Genomic DNA, 20,019 nt, shown 5'->3' with positions numbered 1-20,019 from the left:
TCAGTGGAGGCGCCGATGCCCAGTAGCCGAACCGGCCGGCCGCCCGTGCAGCGGGCGCCCCGGCGCCCGCGTCCCGCCCTTCCCCGGCGCCCGCGCGAGAACCCCGTCCAGCGGTTCTGCACCCGTGCGCGCAGGGCCTGGGACCGGCCGCTGACCGCCTACTACCTGATCGCCGGCGGCAGCGTGCTGATCACCGTGCTCGGTCTGGTGATGGTCTACTCGGCCTCGCAGATCACCGCGTTGCAGCTGTCGCTGCCGGGGTCCTACTTCTTCCGCAAGCAGTTCCTCGCCGCGCTCATCGGCGGCGCACTGCTGTTCGCCGCCTCCCGCATGCCGGTGAAACTGCACCGGGCGCTGGCCTACCCGATCCTCGCCGGCGCCGTCTTCCTGATGGCCCTGGTGCAGGTGCCCGGGATAGGGATGGCGGTCAACGGCAACCAGAACTGGATCTCGCTCGGCGGCTCCTTCCAGATCCAGCCCAGCGAGTTCGGCAAGCTGGCCCTGGTGCTGTGGGGCGCGGACCTGATCGCCCGCAAGCAGGAGCGCAAGCTGCTGACCCAGTGGAAGCACATGCTGGTGCCGCTGGTCCCGGTCACGTTCCTGCTGCTCGGGCTGATCATGCTGGGCGGGGACATGGGCACCGCGATCATTCTCACGGCGATCCTGTTCGGCCTGCTGTGGCTCGCGGGCGCGCCGACCCGGCTGTTCGCGGGCGTGCTGTCGGTCGCCGCGCTGATCGGTGTGGTCCTCATCAAGACCAGCCCCAACCGGATGGCCCGCCTCGCCTGCATCGGCGCAACCGAGCCGAAGACCGGGGTCGCCGACTGCTGGCAGGCCGTGCACGGCATCTACGCCCTCGCCTCCGGCGGCTTCTTCGGCTCCGGACTCGGCGCGAGTGTGGAAAAATGGGGCCAACTCCCGGAAGCCCACACGGACTTCATCTTCGCCGTCACCGGCGAGGAGCTGGGTCTCGCGGGGACACTGTCGGTGCTCGCCCTGTTCGCGGCTCTAGGCTATGCGGGTATCCGCGTGGCCGGACGCACGGAGGACCCCTTCGTGAGGTATGCCGCGGGAGGCGTGACCACCTGGATCACCGCCCAAGCGGTGATCAACATCGGTGCGGTGCTCGGTCTGCTGCCGATCGCCGGTGTCCCGCTCCCGCTGTTCTCCTACGGAGGGTCCGCCCTGCTGCCGACCATGTTCGCCATCGGGCTGCTGATCGCCTTCGCGCGCGACGAGCCCGCTGCGCGGGCGGCGCTCGCGACGCGGCAACCTCGCTTTGGTAGAAAGCGGGCGGGAGGCTCCGGTGCCGGGCGGGTATCCGGCCGGGGACCACGGAGATGGAACACGATGCGACGGCGTGCCTCGGCGGCGCGTACGTCCGGAGAGCGGTGAATTTCGGTGCATGTCGTACTCGCCGGTGGGGGGACCGCCGGCCACATCGAGCCCGCGCTCGCCCTCGCGGACGCCCTGCGCAGGCAGGACCCGACCGTGGGGATCACGGCCCTGGGCACGGAGCGCGGCCTGGAGACCCGGCTCGTTCCGGAGCGCGGCTACGAGCTGGCGCTGATCCCGGCGGTGCCGCTGCCCCGCAAGCCCACGCCGGAGTTGATCACCGTCCCGGGCCGGCTGCGCGGCACGATCAAGGCGGCCGAGCAGATCCTGGAGCGCACCAAGGCGGACGCCGTGGTCGGTTTCGGCGGCTACGTCGCCCTGCCCGCCTACCTGGCCGCCAAGCGCCTCGGTGTGCCCATCGTGATCCACGAGGCCAACGCCCGCCCGGGCCTGGCCAACAAGATCGGCTCGCGGTACGCGGCCCGGGTCGCCGTCTCGACCCCGGACAGCAAGCTGCGTGACGCCCATTACATCGGCATCCCGCTGCGCCGCTCCATCGCCACCCTGGACCGCGCGGCCGTCCGCCCGGAGGCGCGCGCCCGCTTCGGGCTCGACCCGAACCTGCCCACGCTGCTCGTCTCCGGCGGTTCCCAGGGCGCCCGGCGCCTCAACGAGGTGGTCCAGCAGGTCGCTCCCTGGCTCCAGCAGGCCGGCATCCAGATCCTGCACGCGGTCGGTCCGAAGAACGAACTGCCGCAAGTGCACCAGATGCCGGGAATGCCGCCCTATATCCCGGTAAGTTACCTGGACCGGATGGACCTCGCGTACGCGGCGGCCGACATGATGCTCTGCCGCGCGGGCGCGATGACCGTCGCCGAACTCTCCGCCGTCGGACTGCCGGCCGCCTACGTCCCGCTGCCCATCGGCAACGGCGAACAGCGGCTGAACGCCCAGCCGGTGGTCAAGGCCGGCGGCGGACTCCTCGTCGACGACGCGGAACTGACGCCCGAGTGGGTGCAGCACAACGTCCTGCCCGTGCTGGCCGACCCCCACCGGCTGTACGAGATGTCCCGCTCGGCGAGCGAGTTCGGCCGCCGGGACGCCGACGACCTGCTCGTCGGCCTGGTGTACGAGGCGATCGCCTCACGCCGTCCGCAGTAAGGCATGGGCGGGTGAGCCGAAGGGGCGCGCACCGCACGGGCGCGCCCCGGAGGTGAACCGGGCCAGGAAAAGGAGTGAGCGTGGCCGGACCGACGACCGCCGAGCGCGGTGAACGCCGGCAGGAGTCGTCCGGCCCGCCGTCCGCTTCCCGGGCCAGGAGGCGGCGCCTCCTGGTGCTCGCCGCCGTCGCGGCCCTCCTGGTGCTCCTCGGGGCCGGTGCCGTCTGGGCGTTGTACGGCTCCGCCTGGCTGCGGGTGGACCACGTCTCGGTGTCCGGGACGCGGGTGCTGACCCCCGCCCAGGTGCGCGAGGCGGCGGCCGTGCCCATCGGGGAGCCGATGATCTCCGCCGACACGGATGCCGTCGAAGCCCGGCTTCGGCAGAAATTGCCCCGAATTGACACCGTAGATGTGGTTCGTTCCTGGCCGCATGGAATCGGCCTGAAAGTGATCGAGCGCACTCCGGTTCTGCTGATCCGAAAGGGCGGGAACTTCGTCGAAGTCGACCACGAAGGTGTCCGGTTCGCCACGGTTCCGCAGGCGCCGAAGGGCGTTCCGGCGCTGGAGGTGTCCGCCTCCCGCAAGGGGTCCGGCGCCGCGAGCTTCCGGCGCTTCGGCGTGGACCGGCTGGTGCGCGAGGCCGTCCGGGTCGCCGGTGACCTGCCGGAGCCCGTGCTGAGGGTCACCCGTGCCGTCCAAGTCCGCTCCTACGACGCGATCTCGCTGGAGTGGGGCGACGGGCGCACGGTGGCATGGGGCAGCGGCGAGAACGGCAGCGCCAAGGCGCGGGCCCTCACGGCTCTCATGAAAGCAGTTCCCGGCGCACGGCACTTTGATGTCACCGTTCCCACCGCCCCTTCGTCATCGGGGAGTTGACGCACATCAGCGCAGGCCAGCACCCTGGTTGGGCACTGCTATGCCTGATCACATAGGGTGAAAAGAAAAACGGGAGGTTCGGCGTGTTCGTTGAACGGGCGCCACTTGTCGACTTAGTGTCCTGTTCAGAAGACTCCAGGGAACAGACACACTGGTAACCCTAAACTTCAAGGTTAGGGTTCGGGTCGGCGCTACGGACCGTCCCATTCGGCATCCGTCGTCCCGGCGCGGGGCAACCGCACGGCGGCGACAACGTAATTCGAGGCGAGAGGCCTTCGACGTGGCAGCACCGCAGAACTACCTCGCAGTCATCAAGGTCATCGGTGTCGGCGGCGGTGGTGTCAATGCCATCAACCGGATGATCGAGGTCGGTCTCAAGGGCGTCGAGTTCATCGCCATCAACACCGACGCACAGGCGCTGTTGATGAGCGACGCCGACGTCAAGCTCGACGTCGGCCGCGAACTCACCCGCGGACTCGGCGCCGGAGCCAACCCGGCCGTCGGCCGCAAGGCCGCCGAGGACCACCGCGAGGAGATCGAGGAGGTCCTCAAGGGGGCCGACATGGTCTTCGTGACGGCCGGCGAGGGCGGCGGCACCGGCACCGGCGGCGCACCCGTCGTGGCCAACATCGCGCGCAATCTCGGCGCCCTGACCATCGGCGTGGTCACGCGCCCGTTCACCTTCGAGGGACGGCGCCGCGCGAACCAGGCCGAGGACGGCATCGCGGAACTCCGCGAAGAGGTCGACACCCTCATCGTCATCCCCAACGACCGGCTGCTGTCCATCTCGGACCGCCAGGTCTCGGTCCTGGACGCCTTCAAGTCCGCGGACCAGGTCCTGCTCTCCGGTGTGCAGGGCATCACCGACCTCATCACCACCCCCGGCCTGATCAACCTGGACTTCGCCGACGTCAAGTCGGTCATGTCCGAGGCCGGTTCGGCCCTCATGGGCATCGGCTCGGCCCGCGGCGACGACCGCGCGGTGGCCGCGGCCGAGATGGCGATCTCCTCCCCGCTGCTGGAGGCGTCCATCGACGGCGCCCGCGGCGTGCTGCTCTCCATCTCCGGCGGCTCCGACCTCGGCCTGTTCGAGATCAACGAGGCCGCCCAGCTGGTCAGCGAGGCCGCGCACCCCGAGGCCAACATCATCTTCGGCGCGGTCATCGACGACGCCCTGGGCGACGAGGTCCGGGTCACCGTCATCGCGGCCGGCTTCGACGGCGGCCAGCCGCCCGCCCGCCGGGACAACGTGCTCGGCTCGACCTCCGGATCGGCGCCCGCCCGCCGCGAGGAGCCCGCGCCCGTGCGGTCGAGCGAGCCCAGCCGCCCGTCCTTCGGGTCGCTGGGCAGCGTGAAGCCGAAGGAGGAGCCGGAGCCGGCGCCCGAGCCGGTGGCCGACATCCCGGTCCCGCCGCCGGTCGCGCCGGCGCCGCGGCCCGCGTACGCGGACAGTACCGCCGAGGAGCTGGACGTCCCGGACTTCCTCAAGTGATAGGACGGCGCGAGAGCGTGAGCGGCGCGCACTTCGCCTTCACCGACCGGTGGGGTGGGGTGAGCGCCGCTCCGTACGAGGAGCTGAACCTCGGCGGCGCGGTCGGCGACGCCCCGGAGTCCGTGGGGACCAACCGGGAGCTGGCGGCCAAGTCGCTCGGTCTCGACCCCGTTTCGGTGGTCTGGATGCGGCAGGTGCACGGCGCCGACGTCGTGGTCGTGGACGCGCCGTGGGGCGGGCGTCCGGTGCCCGAGGCCGACGCGGTCGTCACCGCCCGGCGCGGACTCGCCCTCGCCGTCCTCACCGCCGACTGCGTGCCGGTTCTGCTGGCCGACCCCGTCGCCGGGGTCGCCGCCGCGGCCCACGCGGGCCGGCCCGGCATGGTCCGGGGGGTCGTCCCGGCCGCCGTACGGGCCATGGTCGAACTCGGCGCCGTACCGGACCGGATCGTCGCCCGCACCGGACCGGCCGTCTGCGGCCGGTGCTACGAGGTGCCGGAGGCGATGCGCGCCGAGGTCGCCGCCGTCGAACCGGCGGCGCACGCCGAGACGAGCTGGGGCACGCCCGCGGTCGACGTGGGCGCCGGCGTGCACGCGCAGCTCGACCGGCTCGGGGTGCGCGACCGGGCGCAGTCGCCGGTGTGCACGCTGGAGTCGGGGGACCACTTCTCGTACCGCCGCGACCGCACCACGGGGCGGCTCGCCGGCTATGTGTGGCTGGACTGATGGGGCATGACGGACCGTAAGACGGAACTCACCGCGAACCTGGCGAAGGTGGAGGAGCGCATCGCGACCGCGTGTGCGGCGGCCGGGCGCGGGCGGGACGAGGTGACCCTCATCGTGGTCACCAAGACCTACCCGGCGAGCGATGTGCGGATCCTGTCCGGGCTCGGCGTGCGCCAAGTCGCCGAGAACCGCGACCAGGACGCGGCCCCGAAGGCCGCCGCGTGCGCGGATCTGCCCCTGACCTGGCACTTCGTCGGGCAGTTGCAGACCAACAAAGTCCGTTCCGTGGTCGGTTATGCCGATGTCGTGCAGTCCGTCGACCGTTCCCGGCTCGTCGCCGCGCTGTCGAAGGAAGCGGTACGGGTGGGGCGCGAGGTGGGCTGCCTCCTCCAGGTCGCGCTCGACGCGGGGGCGAGCGGCCGGGGCGAGCGCGGTGGCGTGGCGCCGGACGGAATCGAAGAGTTGGCCGACCTCGTGGCCGCGGCGCCCGGTCTGCGGCTCGACGGCCTGATGACCGTCGCTCCGCTCACCGGGGAATACGCGGGACGCGAACAGGCGGCGTTCGGACGGCTCATGGATTTGTCGACCGACCTGCGCCGGGCCCATCCGGCTGCAACCATGGTGTCGGCAGGGATGAGTGCGGACCTCGAACAGGCCGTGGCCGCCGGAGCGACACATGTACGCGTCGGCAGTGCGGTACTCGGAGTCCGCCCCAGGCTCGGGTAACGTCGCCAGGAAGTCGGACCACAGCAGAAAATATGGTCAGTGCCCGTCAAGCCGGGCACAACGACCACGTGGATCGCGGGCATTTGGCAGTCGTCAGTCGATCCACCACAGAGCGGAGGACTCAGAGCATGGCCGGCGCGATGCGCAAGATGGCGGTCTACCTCGGCCTCGTGGAGGACGATGGGTACGACGGCCGCGGATTCGACCCCGACGACGAATTCGAGCCCGAGCTGGACCCGGAGCCCGAGCGGGACCACCGACGGCACGAACCGTCGCATCAGTCGCATGGTGCACACCAGTCCCAAAGGGACGAAGAGGTGCGAATCGTGCAACCGCCCGCGCCACGCGAACCGGTGGCCCGTTCGACTTCGCTCGCCGCGGAATCGGGGCGCCCGGCGCGGATCGCGCCCGTGGCATCCATCACACAAGAACGTCAGTCTCTGGAGAAGAACGCACCGGTGATCATGCCCAAGGTCGTGTCGGAACGAGAGCCTTACCGGATCACCACGCTTCACCCGCGGACCTACAACGAGGCCCGTACCATCGGGGAACACTTCCGTGAGGGCACCCCGGTGATCATGAATCTGACTGAGATGGATGACACAGACGCCAAGCGACTTGTCGACTTTGCGGCCGGTTTGGTGTTTGGTCTTCACGGCAGCATCGAGCGGGTGACGCAGAAGGTGTTCCTGTTGTCTCCTGCTAACGTCGATGTCACGGCGGAGGACAAGGCCCGCATCGCAGAGGGCGGGTTCTTCAACCAGAGCTGAGACGCACGACCGGACCGCAGTACGGAAAGCACGGAGCAGGGGAGAGGGAACCGCAGGCCATGAGCGTGTTCGCGCAGGTGATCTACATCGCGCTGATGGTGTTCCTCGTCGTGCTCATCTTCCGGCTGGTCATGGATTACGTGTTCCAGTTCGCCCGCTCGTGGCAACCCGGCAAGGCGATGGTGGTCGTACTGGAGGCCACCTACACTGTCACCGATCCACCGTTGAAGCTTCTGCGGCGGTTCATCCCGCCGCTGCGTCTCGGGGGCGTGGCGCTCGACCTGTCCTTCTTCGTACTGATGATCATCGTTTACGTCCTCATCTCCATTGCGCAGCACTTCGTGAGATGAGGGTGGACGATACGGTCTTGCCGACTGCCGATGACTACGTTGAGGTGAAGAGATGCCGTTGACCCCCGAGGACGTGCGGAACAAGCAGTTCACGACCGTCCGCCTCCGAGAAGGCTATGACGAGGACGAGGTCGATGCCTTCCTCGACGAGGTCGAAGCCGAACTGACGCGGCTGCTCCGCGAGAACGAGGACCTGCGCGCCAAACTGGCCGCGGCCACGCGCGCGGCTGCCCAGAACCAGCAGAACATGCGCAAGCCCCCGGAGCAGGACCAGCAGCAGGGGATGCCCCAGCAGGGAATGCCTCAGCAGGGCATGCCCCAGCAGGGGATGCGAGGTCCCGGCGCACCGGTGCCCGCCGGCATATCGGGCCCGCCGCAGCAGCAGATGGGCGGCCCCATGGGTGGTCCGCCCCAGCTGCCGAGCGGTGCCCCGCAGCTGCCCGCCGGCCCCGGCGGTCAGGGTGGCCCGCAGGGCCCCGGCCCGATGGGTCAGGGTCAGATGGGCCAGGGTCAGATGGGCCAGGGTCAGATGGGGCAGGGTCAGATGGGGCAGGGCTCCATGGGTCAGGGCCAGATGGGCCAGGGTCAGATGGGTCAGGGCTCCATGGGTCAGGGCCAGATGGGCCAGGGCCAGATGGGTCAGGGTCACATGGGCGGTCAGCCGCCCATGCAGCAGCAGATGGGCGGCCCGATGGGCGGTCCCATGGGCGGCCACGGCCAGGGCCCCGGCGGCGACAGTGCCGCCCGTGTCCTCTCGCTGGCCCAGCAGACCGCCGACCAGGCGATCGCCGAGGCCCGTTCCGAGGCCAACAAGATCGTCGGCGAGGCCCGCAGCCGCGCCGAGGGTCTGGAGCGTGACGCCCGTGCCAAGGCCGACGCCCTGGAGCGGGACGCGCAGGAGAAGCACCGCGTCGCCATGGGCTCCCTGGAGTCCGCGCGCGCCACGCTGGAGCGCAAGGTCGAGGACCTGCGCGGCTTCGAACGCGAGTACCGCACGCGGCTGAAGTCGTACCTGGAGTCGCAGCTGCGTCAGCTGGAGACCCAGGCCGACGACTCCCTGGCCCCGCCGCGCACTCCGGCCACCGCGTCCCTGCCGCCGTCCCCGGCGCCCTCCATGGCCCCGGCCGGCGCGAGCGCCCCGTCCTACGGCGGCAACCAGGGGATGGGCGGCAACCCCGGCAACCCCGGCCCGTCCTACGGCGGCCAGCAGCAGATGACCCCGGCCATGACCCAGCCCATGGCCCCGGTCCGCCCGCAGGGTCCGTCCCCGATGGGCCAGGCGCCCTCGCCGATGCGCGGGTTCCTGATCGACGAGGACGACAACTGAGCACCGGGTACTAGTACGACAACGGCGTCGGCAGCGCCTCAGGGGCGGGCCCCCGGACTTCGGTCCGGGGGCCCGCCCCTTTTACGCGGGTTGCGCGCGCCCGCCGTGGGGTGCGGGACACCGCGCGACGGTGACGGGACCGGCCGCCATCCGGGCGGCAGGCCCGGTCCGGTATCCCGGCGGAAGCCACGGTCCGGCGTCGCGTCCGGGCGGAACCCACGGTCCGGTACCGGGCGTGAACTCCTGGTCCGCGTCCGGGCAGGAACTCCGGGTACGACGTCCGGGGGGGAACCCCTGGTCCGGTGTCCACGGGAAAAGGGCCGGGTCTGCCGGTCCGGTGTCCACGCGCAAGGGCCCGGGTCTGCTGGTTCGGTGTCCACGCGCAAGGGCCCGGGTCTGCTGGTTCGGTGTCCACGCGCAAGGGCCCGGGTCTGCTGGTCCGGCGTCCATGCGCAAGGGCCCGGGTCTGCTGGTCCGGCGTCCATGCGCAAGGGCCCGGTCTCCTCGCCGGAGACCGGGCCCTTGCGCGCGTCCGGGCGGTTACGCCCGGCGCAGCCGGAACGTCAGGGACAGGCCCTCGTCGGTGAAGGCGTCGCCGTAGGTGCCGTCCGCCTCGCCCTGGGCGAAGTCGGTCGCGAGGACCTCCTCGGCGATCAGGGCGCTGTGCTCGGACAGCGCGGCGATGACCGCGGGATCGGTCGAGGTCCAGCGCAGGGCGATCCGGTCGGCCACGTCCAGGCCGCTGTTCTTGCGGGCCTCCTGGATCATCCGGATCGCGTCCCGGGCCAGACCGGCCTGCCGCAGCTCCTCGGTGATCTCCAGGTCGAGGGCGACCGTGGCACCGGAGTCGGCGGCCACCGACCAGCCTTCGCGCGGGGTCTCCGTGATGATGACCTCGTCGGGGGCGAGGGTGACCGTCTCCCCGTCGACCTCCACGGACGCGGTGCCCTCCCGCAGCGCGAGGGACAGCGCGGCGGCGTCGGCACCGGCGACCGCCCGGGCCACGTCCTGCACCCGCTTGCCGAACCGCTTGCCCAGCGCCCGGAAGTTGGCCTTGGCGGTCGTGTCGACCAGGCTGCCGCCGACCTCGCTGAGCGATGCCAGCGCCTCGACGTTCAGCTCCTCCGTGATCTGCGCGTGCAGCTCCGGGTCGAGGGACTCGAAGCCGGTCGCCGCGATCAGCGCACGGGACAGCGGCTGGCGCGTCTTGACGCCCGACTCCGCGCGTGTGGCGCGGCCCAGCTCCACCAGCCGGCGGACCAGGACCATCTGCCGCGACAGCTCCGGGTCGATCGCGGACAGGTCCGCCTCGGGCCACGGGGCCAGGTGCACGGACTCGGGCGCGCCCGGCGTGACCGGCGCGACCAGGTCCTGCCACACCCGCTCGGTGATGAACGGCGTGATCGGCGCCATCAGCTTCGTGACCGTCTCCAGCACCTCGTGCAGGGTGCGCAGCGCGGCCTTGTCGCCCTGCCAGAAGCGGCGGCGCGAACGGCGGACGTACCAGTTGGACAGGTCGTCCACGAAAGCGGACAGCAGCTTGCCGGCGCGCTGGGTGTCGTACGCCTCCAGCGCCTGGGTCACCTGGTCGGTCAGGGCGTGGAGTTCGGACAGCAGCCAGCGGTCCAGCACCGGACGCTCGGCCGGCGCCGGGTCCGCCGCGGAGGGCGCCCAGCCGGACGTGCGGGCGTACAGCGCCTGGAAGGCGACCGTGTTCCAGTACGTCAGCAGGGTCTTGCGGACGACTTCCTGGATGGTGTTGTGGCCGACCCGGCGGGCCGCCCACGGGGAACCGCCGGCCGCCATGAACCAGCGCACCGCGTCCGCGCCGTGCTGGTCCATGAGCGGGATCGGCTGGAGGATGTTGCCCAGGTGCTTGGACATCTTGCGGCCGTCCTCGGCGAGGATGTGGCCCAGGCAGACGACGTTCTCGTACGACGACCTGTCGAAGACGAGGGTGCCGACGGCCATCAGCGTGTAGAACCAGCCGCGGGTCTGGTCGATCGCCTCGGAGATGAACTGCGCCGGATACCGGCTCTCGAACAGCTCCTTGTTCTTGTACGGGTAGCCCCACTGCGCGAACGGCATGGAACCCGAGTCGTACCAGGCGTCGATGACCTCCGGCACGCGCGTGGCCGTCTTCCCGCAGCCGTCGTGACGGCAGGCGAAGGTGACGTCGTCGATGTACGGCCGGTGCGGGTCCAGGCCCGACTGGTCGGTGCCGGTCAGCTCGGTCAGCTCCGCGCGGGAGCCGACGCAGGTGAGGTGGTCGTCCTCGCAGCGCCAGATCGGCAGCGGGGTGCCCCAGTAGCGGTTGCGGGACAGCGCCCAGTCGATGTTGTTGTTCAGCCAGTCGCCGAAGCGGCCGTGCTTGACCGTGTCCGGGAACCAGTTGGTCTTCTCGTTCTCCTGGATGAGACGGTCCTTGATCGCCGTCGTGCGGATGTACCAGGAGGGCTGCGCGTAGTACAGGAGCGCGGTGTGGCAGCGCCAGCAGTGCGGGTAGCTGTGCTCGTACGGCAGGTGCCGGAAGAGCAGGCCGCGCTGCGCCAGGTCCTCGGTGAGCTTTTCGTCCGCCTTCTTGAAGAAGACGCCGCCGACGAGCGGGACGTCCTCCTCGAAGGTGCCGTCCGGGCGGACGGGGTTGACGACCGGCAGGCCGTAGGCGCGGCAGACCTTGAGGTCGTCCTCACCGAAGGCAGGGGACTGGTGGACCAGACCCGTACCGTCCTCGGTCGTCACGTACTCGGCGTTGACCACGTAGTGCGCCGGCTCGGGGAACTCCACCAGCTCGAACGGGCGCTGGTACGTCCAGCGTTCCATCTCGGCGCCGGTGAAGGTCTGCCCGGTGGTCTCCCAGCCCTCGCCGAGCGCCTTGGCGAGCAGCGGCTCGGCGACGACGAGCTTCTCCTCGCCGTCCGTCGCGACGACGTAGGTGACCTCCGGGTGCGTGGCGACCGCCGTGTTGGACACCAGGGTCCAGGGGGTCGTCGTCCACACCAGCAGGGCGGCCTCGCCGGCGAGCGGGCCGGAGGTGAGCGGGAAGCGGACGTACACGGAGGGGTCGACGACCGTCTCGTAGCCCTGCGCCAGCTCGTGGTCGGACAGACCGGTGCCGCAGCGCGGGCACCAGGGGGCGACACGGTGGTCCTGGACCAGCAGCCCCTTGCCGAAGATCTCCTTCAGCGACCACCACACGGACTCCACGTACTCGGGGTCCATGGTCCGGTAGGCGTCGTCCAGGTCGACCCAGTAGCCCATGCGGGTCGTCAGCTCGGCGAAGGCGTCGGTGTGCCGGGTCACCGACTCGCGGCACCGGGCGTTGAACTCGGCGATGCCGTACGCCTCGATGTCCTGCTTGCCGGCGAAGCCCAGTTCCTTCTCGACGGCCAGCTCGACCGGCAGGCCGTGGCAGTCCCAGCCGGCCTTGCGGCCCACGTGGTAACCGCGCATGGTGCGGAAGCGGGGGAAGACGTCCTTGAAGACGCGGGCCTCGATGTGGTGGGCGCCGGGCATGCCGTTGGCGGTGGGCGGGCCCTCGTAGAACACCCATTCGGGGCGGCCCTCGGACTGCTCCAGGCTCTTGGCGAAGATCTTCTGCTCGTGCCAGAAGTCGAGCACGGCGTGCTCAAGGGCGGGCAGGTCGACCTGTGCGGGCACCTGGCGGTACGTCGGCGCTGTCATCTGCGAGCATCCTCCAACGGACTTGCTGCCTTCCGTCGGAGGGACGAGAGCCTCAGATCCTGATCCACGCCGTGTGCGGCGCGCTCCCGCGGTACCACCCTCCTTGGCCCTCCGCCGCGCCGTACACGCCGGTGAGCCCCCTCATTGGGGTCGCGAGGCCGGGTCTACTCGCCGTCGCCCTGCGGCTGCGGCTTTCTTCCGGCGGCTCCGGGGTGATCTTCACGTCGCGCTCGCCCCCGGGCTCACACCGTCCCCGGGTCGCTCTGGGCTGCGTACGCCGCTACTCGTCCCCATCCACGCTTTTCGCTCCGACCAGTGTACGGCGCCCCACGGACATCGGCGGACCGGTTTTCGCGCGGCGCGGAGGCAGGCGTGGAGGCGGGTGTGGAGGCGGGCCCGAGCCGGGCCGCGTGACCCGAATGGCGAGGGGGTGGGCGTACGTGTCCGCGCGGGCCCGACCGGACGGATTACCCGGCGGGGAGCTGGGCACAACGGATGCAGGCCCGTGGCTCGGGGGGTGCGGGCGGGCGAATCGGGCGGTGTGCCCCGTTGCCGCGGGACTCGAGTCGATTTATCGTCCCAGCACGATTCGCGAGCAAGATCACAATATGTGAAGGGGCCGCGGCCATGGTGGCGAAGAAGACCGCCGTACAGCAGCCGGCGACCGGCAGGACGGGCGCGGGACCTGCCGCCGGGAGGACGGCCGCGGGGAAGCCGGCAGCCGGCCACGCGGCCGTGGATCAGGAGCGGGGAGAGGCGGCGAAGGCGGAGGAACGGGTGGCGAGGAGAGCCACCGTGCGCAAGACGGTCACGAAGAAGGCGGCCGTGAAGGAGACGGCCGTGAACGAGGCGGCTGTGACGGACACGGCCCCGGCGGACGCGGCCGTCAAGGACGCGGCCCCGACGGAGAGGGCGGCGGAGACGACGGCGGAGCGGGCGGCGGTGGAACGGACGCCGGTGCGGAAGACGGCGGCCGGGAGGTCCCCGGCGCGGAAGGCGGTGGCCGGGAAGGCGGCACACGGCCACGCGGGGGCCGACGGCTCGGTGCAGGACGCGGCGGCCGGGAAGGCCGCGGTGCCCAGGGAGCCGGCGACGAAGACGGCCACCGGCGAGGCGGCTACGGACAGGACGGCCACCGGCGAGGCGGCTACGGACAAGACGGTCCCCCGGGAGCCGGCGGCGAGGAAGGCCGGCGGCAGGCGGGCGGTCCACGGGGACGTCTCCACGGAGACGGCCCACAAGAGCACGGCCAAGAAGGCGGGTGCGGCGCGGGCCGCGAAGCAGACGGGAGCCACGACAGTGGTTGCGAAGAAGACCCCAGGCACGGTCACGGCGGAACAGACCCCCCTTCCCAAGGCGAGGGCCGCCGCGGCGGAGCCCGGCGAGCTGGCGGTGCGCACCGGGGAGGACCCCTGGACCCCGGAAGAGGTCGCGGAGGCCCGCGCGGAGCTGGACTCCGAGTCGGGGCGGCTGCGGGCGGAGATCAGCTCGTCGGAGGCGTCCGTCGCCGGCCTGATGCGGGACTCCGGGGACGGCGCGGGCGACGACGAGGCCGACACCGGCACCAAGAACATCACCCGCGAGCACGAGATGGCGCTGGCCGCCAACGCGCGCGAGATGCTGGACCAGACCGAGCGCGCCCTGGAACGGCTCGACGCGGGCACCTACGGCCTGTGCGAGAACTGCGGCAATCCCATCGGCAAGGCACGCATGCAGGCCTTCCCGCGGGCCACGCTGTGCGTGGAGTGCAAGCAGAAGCAGGAACGCCGCTCCTGAACGCCGGGGGCCGTGGGGGCGTGCCGTAGTCTCGTCCCCAGTCAGGCACCTAGGTTGAGGGACTCACGTGGCAGAGGCGGAGCGCATCATCGGTACGCCGGAAACCCCGGACGACGGCGGCGAGCGGACTGCGGCGGCCGGAGCGCCCGCCGGTCCGGGAGCGTCCGGCCCGGCCGATGCCGGCGTGGGGTCCGCCCCGGTGGGGCGGCGGACCGGCCGCGGGCGCCGGATCGCCGTGCTGTTCGCGGTGGCCGCGTTCGCGTACGCCCTCGACCTGATCAGCAAGATGCTCGTCGTCGCCCGCCTGGAGGGCCACGCGCCGATCCGGGTCGTCGGGGACTGGCTGGAGCTGCACGCCATCCGCAACCCGGGCGCGGCCTTCGGGTTCGGCGCGGCCTTCACGATCATCTTCACCCTCATCGCCGCCGCCGTGATCCTGGTGATCATCCGTCTCGCCCGCAAGCTCTACAGCTTTCCCTGGGCGATCGCGCTCGGCCTGCTGCTGGGCGGTGCGCTCGGCAACCTCACCGACCGGATCTTCCGGGCGCCGGGGATCTTCGAGGGCGAGGTCGTGGACTTCATCGCGCCCCAGGGCTTCGCGGTGTTCAACCTCGCCGACTCGGCGATCGTGTGCGGCGGCATCCTGATCGTGCTGCTGTCCTTCCGCGGCCTGGACCCGGACGGCACGGTCCACAAGGACTGAGGCCGGTCCCGCCCGTCCCGTCGTCCGCGGGGCCTGCGGACGGGCGGTTTTCCACAGGCCCGTTCGGTGGCCGGGCACCCGTCCGGCATACTCGACGGGTGAGCACCGTTCCCGAGATTCGTACCCTGCCCGTGCCAGACGGCCTGGAGGGCGAGCGCGTCGACGCCGCCATCTCCCGCATGTTCGGCTTCTCCCGCACGAAGGCGGCGGAGCTGGCCGCGGCCGGCAAGGTCCAGGTCGACGGGGCGGTGGTCGCCAAGTCCGAGCGGGTGCACGGCGGCGCCTGGCTCGAGGTCGAGATGCCGCAGGCCGCGGCGCCGGTGCAGGTGGTCGCCGAGCCGGTCGAGGGCATGGAGATCGTGCACGACGACGATGACGTGGTCGTGATCGTCAAGCCGGTCGGCGTGGCCGCGCACCCGTCGCCGGGCTGGTCCGGGCCGACCGTCATCGGTGGTCTCGCCGCCGCCGGGTACCGGATCTCCACTTCCGGCGCTGCCGAGCGCCAGGGCATCGTGCACCGTCTGGACGTCGGCACGTCCGGTCTGATGGTGGTCGCGAAGTCGGAGCGCGCCTACACGTCGCTCAAGCGCCAGTTCAAGGAGCGCACGGTCGACAAGCGCTACCACACCCTGGTCCAGGGCCACCCGGACCCGACGAGCGGCACGATCGACGCCCCGATCGGCCGCCACCCCAACCACGACTACAAGTGGGCGGTCACCGCGGACGGCAAGCCGTCGGTGACGCACTACGACCTCGTCGAGGCCTTCCGCGCCGCCTCCCTGCTCGACGTGAAGCTGGAGACCGGGCGCACCCACCAGATCCGCGTCCACATGGCCGCGCACCGCCACCCGTGCGTCGGGGACCTCACCTACGGCGCCGACCCGACCCTGGCCAAGCGGCTGGGCCTGACCCGCCAGTGGCTGCACGCGGTCCGGCTCGGCTTCGAGCACCCCGGCGACGGACAGTGGGTCGAGTTCGGGAGCGACTACCCCGAGGACCTGCGGCAGGCCCTCGACCAGGTCCGCGAGGAGACGTGGGCGTGAGCCCGCGCCACACCGTCCGGGTCGCGACGGACCTCACCGACCGCGAGGCCTGCTTCGCGGTCCGCAAAGAGGTCTTCGTCGCCGAGCAGGGCGTCGCCGAGGACATCGAGTACGACGCCTGGGACGCCGTGGCCGTGCATGTCCTGGCGGTCCGCGAGGACGGTGTACCGCTGGGCACCGGGCGGCTGCTGCACGGCGAGGCGGCGGCGAAGACCGGTGGCGACCCGGCGGTCGGCTCCCTGGGGCGGCTCGCCGTCTCCCGGGAGGCACGCGGGCTAGGCATCGGCGCGGCCCTGGTGCGCGCCATCGAGGACATCGCCCGCGCGGAGGGCCTCACCGCGCTCGACCTGCACGCGCAGACCCACGCCCAGGGCTTCTACGAGCGGCTCGGCTACGTGGCGTACGGCCCGGAGTTCCCGGACGCCGGCATACCGCACCGGGCGATGCGCCGCTCCCTCTAGCTCCCACCCGCCGCACCCTCTGGTTCCCGCCCGCCGCACCCCGCAGCTCCCGCCCGCAGCTCCGCCCGGGAGACGTCGGTACGGCCGGGGCGCGGGCGTCGTGGCAGGCTAGAGGTCTGCCGTGTGATCGTCGAGCCCGGAGCGCCGTCCGTGGATCAGTTGGCCCTGTTGTTCGCCCTGTTGCTCGGGGCCCTGGTGAGCGTCCCGCTCGGGGACCGGTTCGGCGTGCCGGCGCCCGTGCTGATGACCCTGTTCGGCGGGGCCCTGGCGGTGGCCGACTTCGTGCCCGACGTGAACATCCCGCCCGACCTGATCCTGCCCGCGCTGCTGCCGCCGCTGCTCTACGCCGCCGTGCGCCGGACCTCCTGGCGGCAGTTTGCGGCCAACGTCCGACCGATCTTCCTGCTGGCCGTCGCCCTGGTGTTCGTGACCACGGTGTGCGTGGCACTGGTCGCCAGCGCGATCGTGCCCGGGCTGCCGATCGCCGCGGCCGTCGCGCTGGGCGCCCTGATCGCACCGCCCGACCCGGTCGCCGCGACCAGTGTCGCCGGACAGCTGGGGCTGCCGCGGCGCCTGGTGTCCATCCTGGAGGGCGAGGGCCTCTTCAACGACGTGACGGCCATCGTGCTGTACCACGTGGCGATCGCCGCCGCCCTCAGCGGCTCCTTCTCGCCCTGGCGGGCCGGGCTCGACCTCGTGCTGTCCGCCGTCGTCGCGGTGGCCGTGGGACTGGTGCTGGGCTGGGGCGCGAACAGGCTGATGGACCTGCTGGACGAGCCGACCCTCCAGATCGGCATGACCCTGCTGGTGCCGTACGCCTCCTACGTGCTCGCGGAGAAGCTGCACGGCTCCGGGGTGCTCGCCGTGCTCACCACGGCTCTGTTCCTCGCCGAGTACGCCACCGACGCCGACGACGTGATGACCCGGCTGGCCGGGCACACCTTCTGGGACATCATCGACACCCTCGTCACGGGGGTCGCCTTCGGGCTGATCGGCCTGGAGCTGCACAACGCCATCCACACGGGCCGCGGACGCTGGGGCGAGCTGCTGGGCTGGTCGGCCGCCGTGGTCGGCGTGGTGGTCGTCGTACGGCTGCTGTGGCTGCTGCCGGCCACCTGGCTGACCAAGCGGCTGCACGCCCGCCGGGACTACGACGAGGACATCCCGGTCAGCTGGCGGGAGACCGTCGTCATGTGGTGGTCCGGGATGCGCGGGGTGGCCTCCGTGGCCCTGGTCCTCGCGATCCCGCTGAAGACCGACGACGGCTCGCCCTTCCCGCAGCGGGACGTGCTCGTGTTCATCGCCTTCGGGGTGATCATCGCGACGCTGGTGGTGCAGGGGATGACACTGCCGTGGCTGGTGCGGCGGCTGGGCGTGCGGGCCGACTCCGAGCGGGAGAAGGAGTTCGAGAAGGAACTCGCGGTGCGGGCGGCGAAGGCGGCGAAGCGCAGGCTGCGGGAGATCGAGCAGGTGGAGGACCTGCCCGACGACCTCTCCGAGCAGATGCTGCGGCGGGCCTTCGACATCGGCATCCGGATCAGTCCGGACATGGGGGAGGAGGAGCGCCGGGAGGCGCAGCACCAGCGGGCCAGGCGGCTCAAGCGGGTGCGGCGCATCCAGGGCGAGATGCTCAGCGCGGCGCGGCACGAGGTGCTGGCGGCGCGCAGCGAGCCCGGGTCGGATCCGGAGATCGTGGACCGGGTACTGCGCCACCTCGACGTGCGCAGCCTGCGGTGACCCGCTCCCGTGGCCGCGCCGCGTGGCCGCCGGAGAACCGGCGCCGTGACCGTCCGGCCGGTCAGCCCCGGCCGGTGCGCGGGAACTCGTAGGCCCGGCGCAGCGAGGCGCCGTCGGGGGACGGGACGCGGTAGGGCGGCAGCACGGCCTCGGAGGTGTTCACCCGGGGCAGCGCGTAGGCGTGCTCCTCGGACAGCCAGGTGATCATCTGTTCGCGGACCGCGACCCGCACCGTCCAGATGTCGTCCGCGTCCTTCGCCGTCACCAGGGCGCGCACCTGGACGGTGTTCGGTGTGGTGTCGGTCACCTGGAGACTGTAGGCCCGGCCGTCCCAGGCCGGGCAGGAGCGCAGGATGTCCCGCAGCTTCTCGCGCATCGCCTCGATCGGCGCGCTGTGGTCGAGGTGCCAGTAGACGGTCCCGGTCATCTGCGGGGTGCCGCGGGACCAGTTCTCGAAGGGCTTGGAGGTGAAGTACGACACCGGCATGGTGATCCGGCGCTCGTCCCAGGTCCGTACGGTCAGGAAGGTCAGGGTGATCTCGTCGACCGTGCCCCACTCGCCGTCCACGACGACCGTGTCGCCGATGCGGACCATGTCGCCGAAGGCGATCTGCAGCCCGGCGAACAGGTTCGACAGGGTCGACTGGGCGGCGACACCGGCGACGATGCCCAGGATGCCGGCGGAGGCCAGCAGCGAGGCGCCGGCCGCGCGCATCGCGGGGAACGTCAGCAGCATCGAGGCGATCGCCATCACGATGACGATCGCGGACACCACCCGCATGATCAGTTCCACCTGGGTGCGGACCCGGCGCACCCGGGCCGCGTCCCGGTGGACGCGCGCGTAGCGGCTGTAGGAGGTCTCGACGACGGCCGCGGCTATCCGGATCACCAGCCAGGCGGCGGACCCGATCAGCACCAGCGTCAGCGCGCGGCCGATGCCGGTGTGGTGCTGCGCGGACAGTTGCGCCTGGTCGTAGGAGCCTCTGAGCAGCGCGGCGCACAGCACCAGCTGGTAGGGGATGCGGCCGCGCCGCAGCAGTTCCCACAGCGTCGAGTCCGGGTTGCGTTCGTCGGCCTTGCGCAGCAGCCGGTCGGTGGCCCAGCCGAGGGCAAGGGTGAGCAGCACCGAGCTGCCCACCACGATCAGGGGGCGGAGTACGTTCTCCATGCCTCCGAACCTAACCGGGCTCGGCGGGTGATGAACATGTGTGTTCCGAGCGTGTGTGGGTAGGGCCGCCGATACGGCCGCGAGGGCGACGGCTGGCACCATGGCCTCATGAACATCATGCTCTTTCACTCGGCCTACGGACTCCGGCCCGCGGTGCGCGAGGCCGCGGACCGGCTGCGCGCGGCGGGACACGAGGTGTGGACGCCGGACCTCTTCGAGGGACACACGTTCGACACCGTCGAGGACGGCATGGAGTTCCAGGAGCGCACCGGCAAGGAGGAGCTGCTGAAGCGGGCCGTGCTGGCGGCCGCGCCGTACTCGGACCGGGGGCTGGTGTACGCCGGGTTCTCGCTGGGCGCGTCCGTCGCCCAGACGCTCGCCCTCGGCGACGGCAAGGCGCGCGGGCTGCTGCTCCTGCACGGCACCTCCGACATCGCGCCGAACGCGCAGGTGGACGAGTTGCCGGTGCAGCTGCACGTGGCGGAGCCGGACCCGTTCGAGACGGACGACTGGCTGAGCGCCTGGTATCTGCAGATGGGCCGGGCGGGTGCCGACGTGGAGGTGTACCGGTACGCCGGGGCAGGGCATCTCTACACCGACCCCGGTCTGCCGGATCACGACGCGGAGGCCGCCGAGGCCACCTGGCGGGTGGCGCTCGGCTTCCTGGAGACGCTGCGCTGAGCGAG

General features: G+C 71.5%; 17 protein-coding genes. 15 read left to right on the top strand and 2 right to left on the bottom strand.

What is annotated here, in order from left to right:
* Window positions 1-15: 15 nt before the first annotated feature.
* The 9 genes from ftsW to AB0F03_RS00660 all read left to right on the top strand — a co-directional run bounded on the left by ftsW (window position 16) and on the right by AB0F03_RS00660 (window position 8,761).
* Window positions 16-1,395, top strand: a complete 1,380-nt coding sequence (ftsW, locus tag AB0F03_RS00700) for a putative lipid II flippase FtsW (RefSeq protein WP_361984763.1) — start codon at window positions 16-18, stop codon at window positions 1,393-1,395.
* A 6-nt stretch (window positions 1,396-1,401) separates the two neighbouring features.
* The gene (gene murG, locus AB0F03_RS00695; RefSeq protein WP_356820740.1) at window positions 1,402-2,496 is read left to right on the top strand and encodes an undecaprenyldiphospho-muramoylpentapeptide beta-N-acetylglucosaminyltransferase; all 1,095 of its coding nucleotides are present in this window, start codon (window positions 1,402-1,404) and stop codon (window positions 2,494-2,496) included.
* 80 nt (window positions 2,497-2,576) lie between these two features.
* Window positions 2,577-3,371 (top strand): FtsQ-type POTRA domain-containing protein, encoded by a 795-nt coding sequence (locus AB0F03_RS00690; RefSeq protein ID WP_361984760.1) that lies wholly within the window; start codon window positions 2,577-2,579, stop codon window positions 3,369-3,371.
* Window positions 3,372-3,651: 280 nt separating this feature from the next.
* Window positions 3,652-4,863: a cell division protein FtsZ gene (ftsZ, locus tag AB0F03_RS00685; RefSeq protein ID WP_361984758.1), complete on the top strand. Its 1,212-nt coding sequence runs from the start codon at window positions 3,652-3,654 to the stop codon at window positions 4,861-4,863.
* Window positions 4,860-5,588 carry a peptidoglycan editing factor PgeF gene (gene pgeF / locus AB0F03_RS00680; RefSeq protein WP_361984755.1) on the top strand — a complete coding sequence of 243 codons (729 nt, stop codon included), beginning with the start codon at window positions 4,860-4,862 and terminating at the stop codon, window positions 5,586-5,588. The genes ftsZ and pgeF overlap by 4 nt, the downstream gene beginning before the upstream one ends.
* A gap of 6 nt (window positions 5,589-5,594) precedes the next feature.
* Window positions 5,595-6,314: a YggS family pyridoxal phosphate-dependent enzyme gene (locus tag AB0F03_RS00675; protein WP_361984752.1), complete on the top strand. Its 720-nt coding sequence runs from the start codon at window positions 5,595-5,597 to the stop codon at window positions 6,312-6,314.
* Between the two features lie 128 nt (window positions 6,315-6,442).
* On the top strand, window positions 6,443-7,084 hold the full coding sequence (sepF, locus tag AB0F03_RS00670; protein ID WP_361984749.1) for a cell division protein SepF: 642 nt from the start codon (window positions 6,443-6,445) through the stop codon (window positions 7,082-7,084).
* Between the two features lie 59 nt (window positions 7,085-7,143).
* Window positions 7,144-7,434: a YggT family protein gene (locus AB0F03_RS00665; RefSeq protein ID WP_121789244.1), complete on the top strand. Its 291-nt coding sequence runs from the start codon at window positions 7,144-7,146 to the stop codon at window positions 7,432-7,434.
* A 52-nt stretch (window positions 7,435-7,486) separates the two neighbouring features.
* On the top strand, window positions 7,487-8,761 hold the full coding sequence (locus tag AB0F03_RS00660; RefSeq protein WP_361984746.1) for a DivIVA domain-containing protein: 1,275 nt from the start codon (window positions 7,487-7,489) through the stop codon (window positions 8,759-8,761).
* Window positions 8,762-9,301: 540 nt separating this feature from the next.
* On the opposite strand, the gene ileS is transcribed toward AB0F03_RS00660, so the two are convergent.
* On the bottom strand, window positions 9,302-12,445 hold the full coding sequence (gene ileS / locus AB0F03_RS00655; protein ID WP_361984743.1) for an isoleucine--tRNA ligase: 3,144 nt from the start codon (window positions 12,443-12,445) through the stop codon (window positions 9,302-9,304).
* Between the two features lie 627 nt (window positions 12,446-13,072).
* Here ileS and AB0F03_RS00650 point away from each other — a divergent pair.
* The 5 genes from AB0F03_RS00650 (at window position 13,073) to AB0F03_RS00630 (ending at window position 18,165) form a co-directional block, all read left to right on the top strand.
* Window positions 13,073-14,221 (top strand): TraR/DksA C4-type zinc finger protein, encoded by a 1,149-nt coding sequence (locus AB0F03_RS00650; protein ID WP_361984740.1) that lies wholly within the window; start codon window positions 13,073-13,075, stop codon window positions 14,219-14,221.
* A 67-nt stretch (window positions 14,222-14,288) separates the two neighbouring features.
* A complete protein-coding gene (lspA, locus tag AB0F03_RS00645; RefSeq protein WP_361984737.1) occupies window positions 14,289-14,924 on the top strand; it encodes a signal peptidase II in 636 nt (211 codons plus the stop codon).
* Window positions 14,925-15,022: 98 nt separating this feature from the next.
* Window positions 15,023-15,967 (top strand): RluA family pseudouridine synthase, encoded by a 945-nt coding sequence (locus tag AB0F03_RS00640; RefSeq protein WP_361984734.1) that lies wholly within the window; start codon window positions 15,023-15,025, stop codon window positions 15,965-15,967.
* Window positions 15,964-16,428 carry a GNAT family N-acetyltransferase gene (locus AB0F03_RS00635; RefSeq protein WP_361984731.1) on the top strand — a complete coding sequence of 155 codons (465 nt, stop codon included), beginning with the start codon at window positions 15,964-15,966 and terminating at the stop codon, window positions 16,426-16,428. The genes AB0F03_RS00640 and AB0F03_RS00635 overlap by 4 nt, the downstream gene beginning before the upstream one ends.
* 150 nt (window positions 16,429-16,578) lie before the next feature.
* Window positions 16,579-18,165: a Na+/H+ antiporter gene (locus AB0F03_RS00630; protein WP_361984728.1), complete on the top strand. Its 1,587-nt coding sequence runs from the start codon at window positions 16,579-16,581 to the stop codon at window positions 18,163-18,165.
* A 61-nt stretch (window positions 18,166-18,226) separates the two neighbouring features.
* Here the strand turns inward: AB0F03_RS00630 and AB0F03_RS00625 are convergent, their stop codons facing one another.
* Complete coding sequence (locus tag AB0F03_RS00625; protein ID WP_361984723.1) at window positions 18,227-19,333, bottom strand: mechanosensitive ion channel domain-containing protein; 1,107 nt, start codon at window positions 19,331-19,333, stop codon at window positions 18,227-18,229.
* A 108-nt stretch (window positions 19,334-19,441) separates the two neighbouring features.
* On the opposite strand from AB0F03_RS00625, the gene AB0F03_RS00620 reads away from it, so the two are divergent.
* On the top strand, window positions 19,442-20,014 hold the full coding sequence (locus AB0F03_RS00620; RefSeq protein WP_361984720.1) for a dienelactone hydrolase family protein: 573 nt from the start codon (window positions 19,442-19,444) through the stop codon (window positions 20,012-20,014).
* The last annotated feature ends 5 nt before the right edge of the window (window positions 20,015-20,019 follow it).

The sequence above is a fragment of the Streptomyces sp. NPDC028722 genome, from assembly GCF_040637655.1.
Taxonomy (GTDB): Bacteria; Actinomycetota; Actinomycetes; order Streptomycetales; family Streptomycetaceae; genus Streptomyces.
This window is presented reverse-complemented; position numbering and strand designations above follow the sequence as displayed.

What these genes read in the sequence shown, in the direction of transcription:
- ftsW (WP_361984763.1), top strand. Translation starts at nt 16, where the DNA reads ATGCCCAGTAGCCGAACCGGCCGGCCGCCCGTGCAGCGGGCGCCCCGG.
- AB0F03_RS00675 (WP_361984752.1), top strand. Translation starts at nt 5,595, where the DNA reads ATGACGGACCGTAAGACGGAACTCACCGCGAACCTGGCGAAGGTGGAG.
- sepF (WP_361984749.1), top strand. Translation starts at nt 6,443, where the DNA reads ATGGCCGGCGCGATGCGCAAGATGGCGGTCTACCTCGGCCTCGTGGAG.
- AB0F03_RS00665 (WP_121789244.1), top strand. Translation starts at nt 7,144, where the DNA reads ATGAGCGTGTTCGCGCAGGTGATCTACATCGCGCTGATGGTGTTCCTC.
- AB0F03_RS00660 (WP_361984746.1), top strand. Translation starts at nt 7,487, where the DNA reads ATGCCGTTGACCCCCGAGGACGTGCGGAACAAGCAGTTCACGACCGTC.
- ileS (WP_361984743.1), bottom strand. Translation starts at nt 12,445, where the DNA reads ATGACAGCGCCGACGTACCGCCAGGTGCCCGCACAGGTCGACCTGCCC.
- AB0F03_RS00650 (WP_361984740.1), top strand. Translation starts at nt 13,073, where the DNA reads ATGGTGGCGAAGAAGACCGCCGTACAGCAGCCGGCGACCGGCAGGACG.
- AB0F03_RS00625 (WP_361984723.1), bottom strand. Translation starts at nt 19,333, where the DNA reads ATGGAGAACGTACTCCGCCCCCTGATCGTGGTGGGCAGCTCGGTGCTG.
- AB0F03_RS00620 (WP_361984720.1), top strand. Translation starts at nt 19,442, where the DNA reads ATGAACATCATGCTCTTTCACTCGGCCTACGGACTCCGGCCCGCGGTG.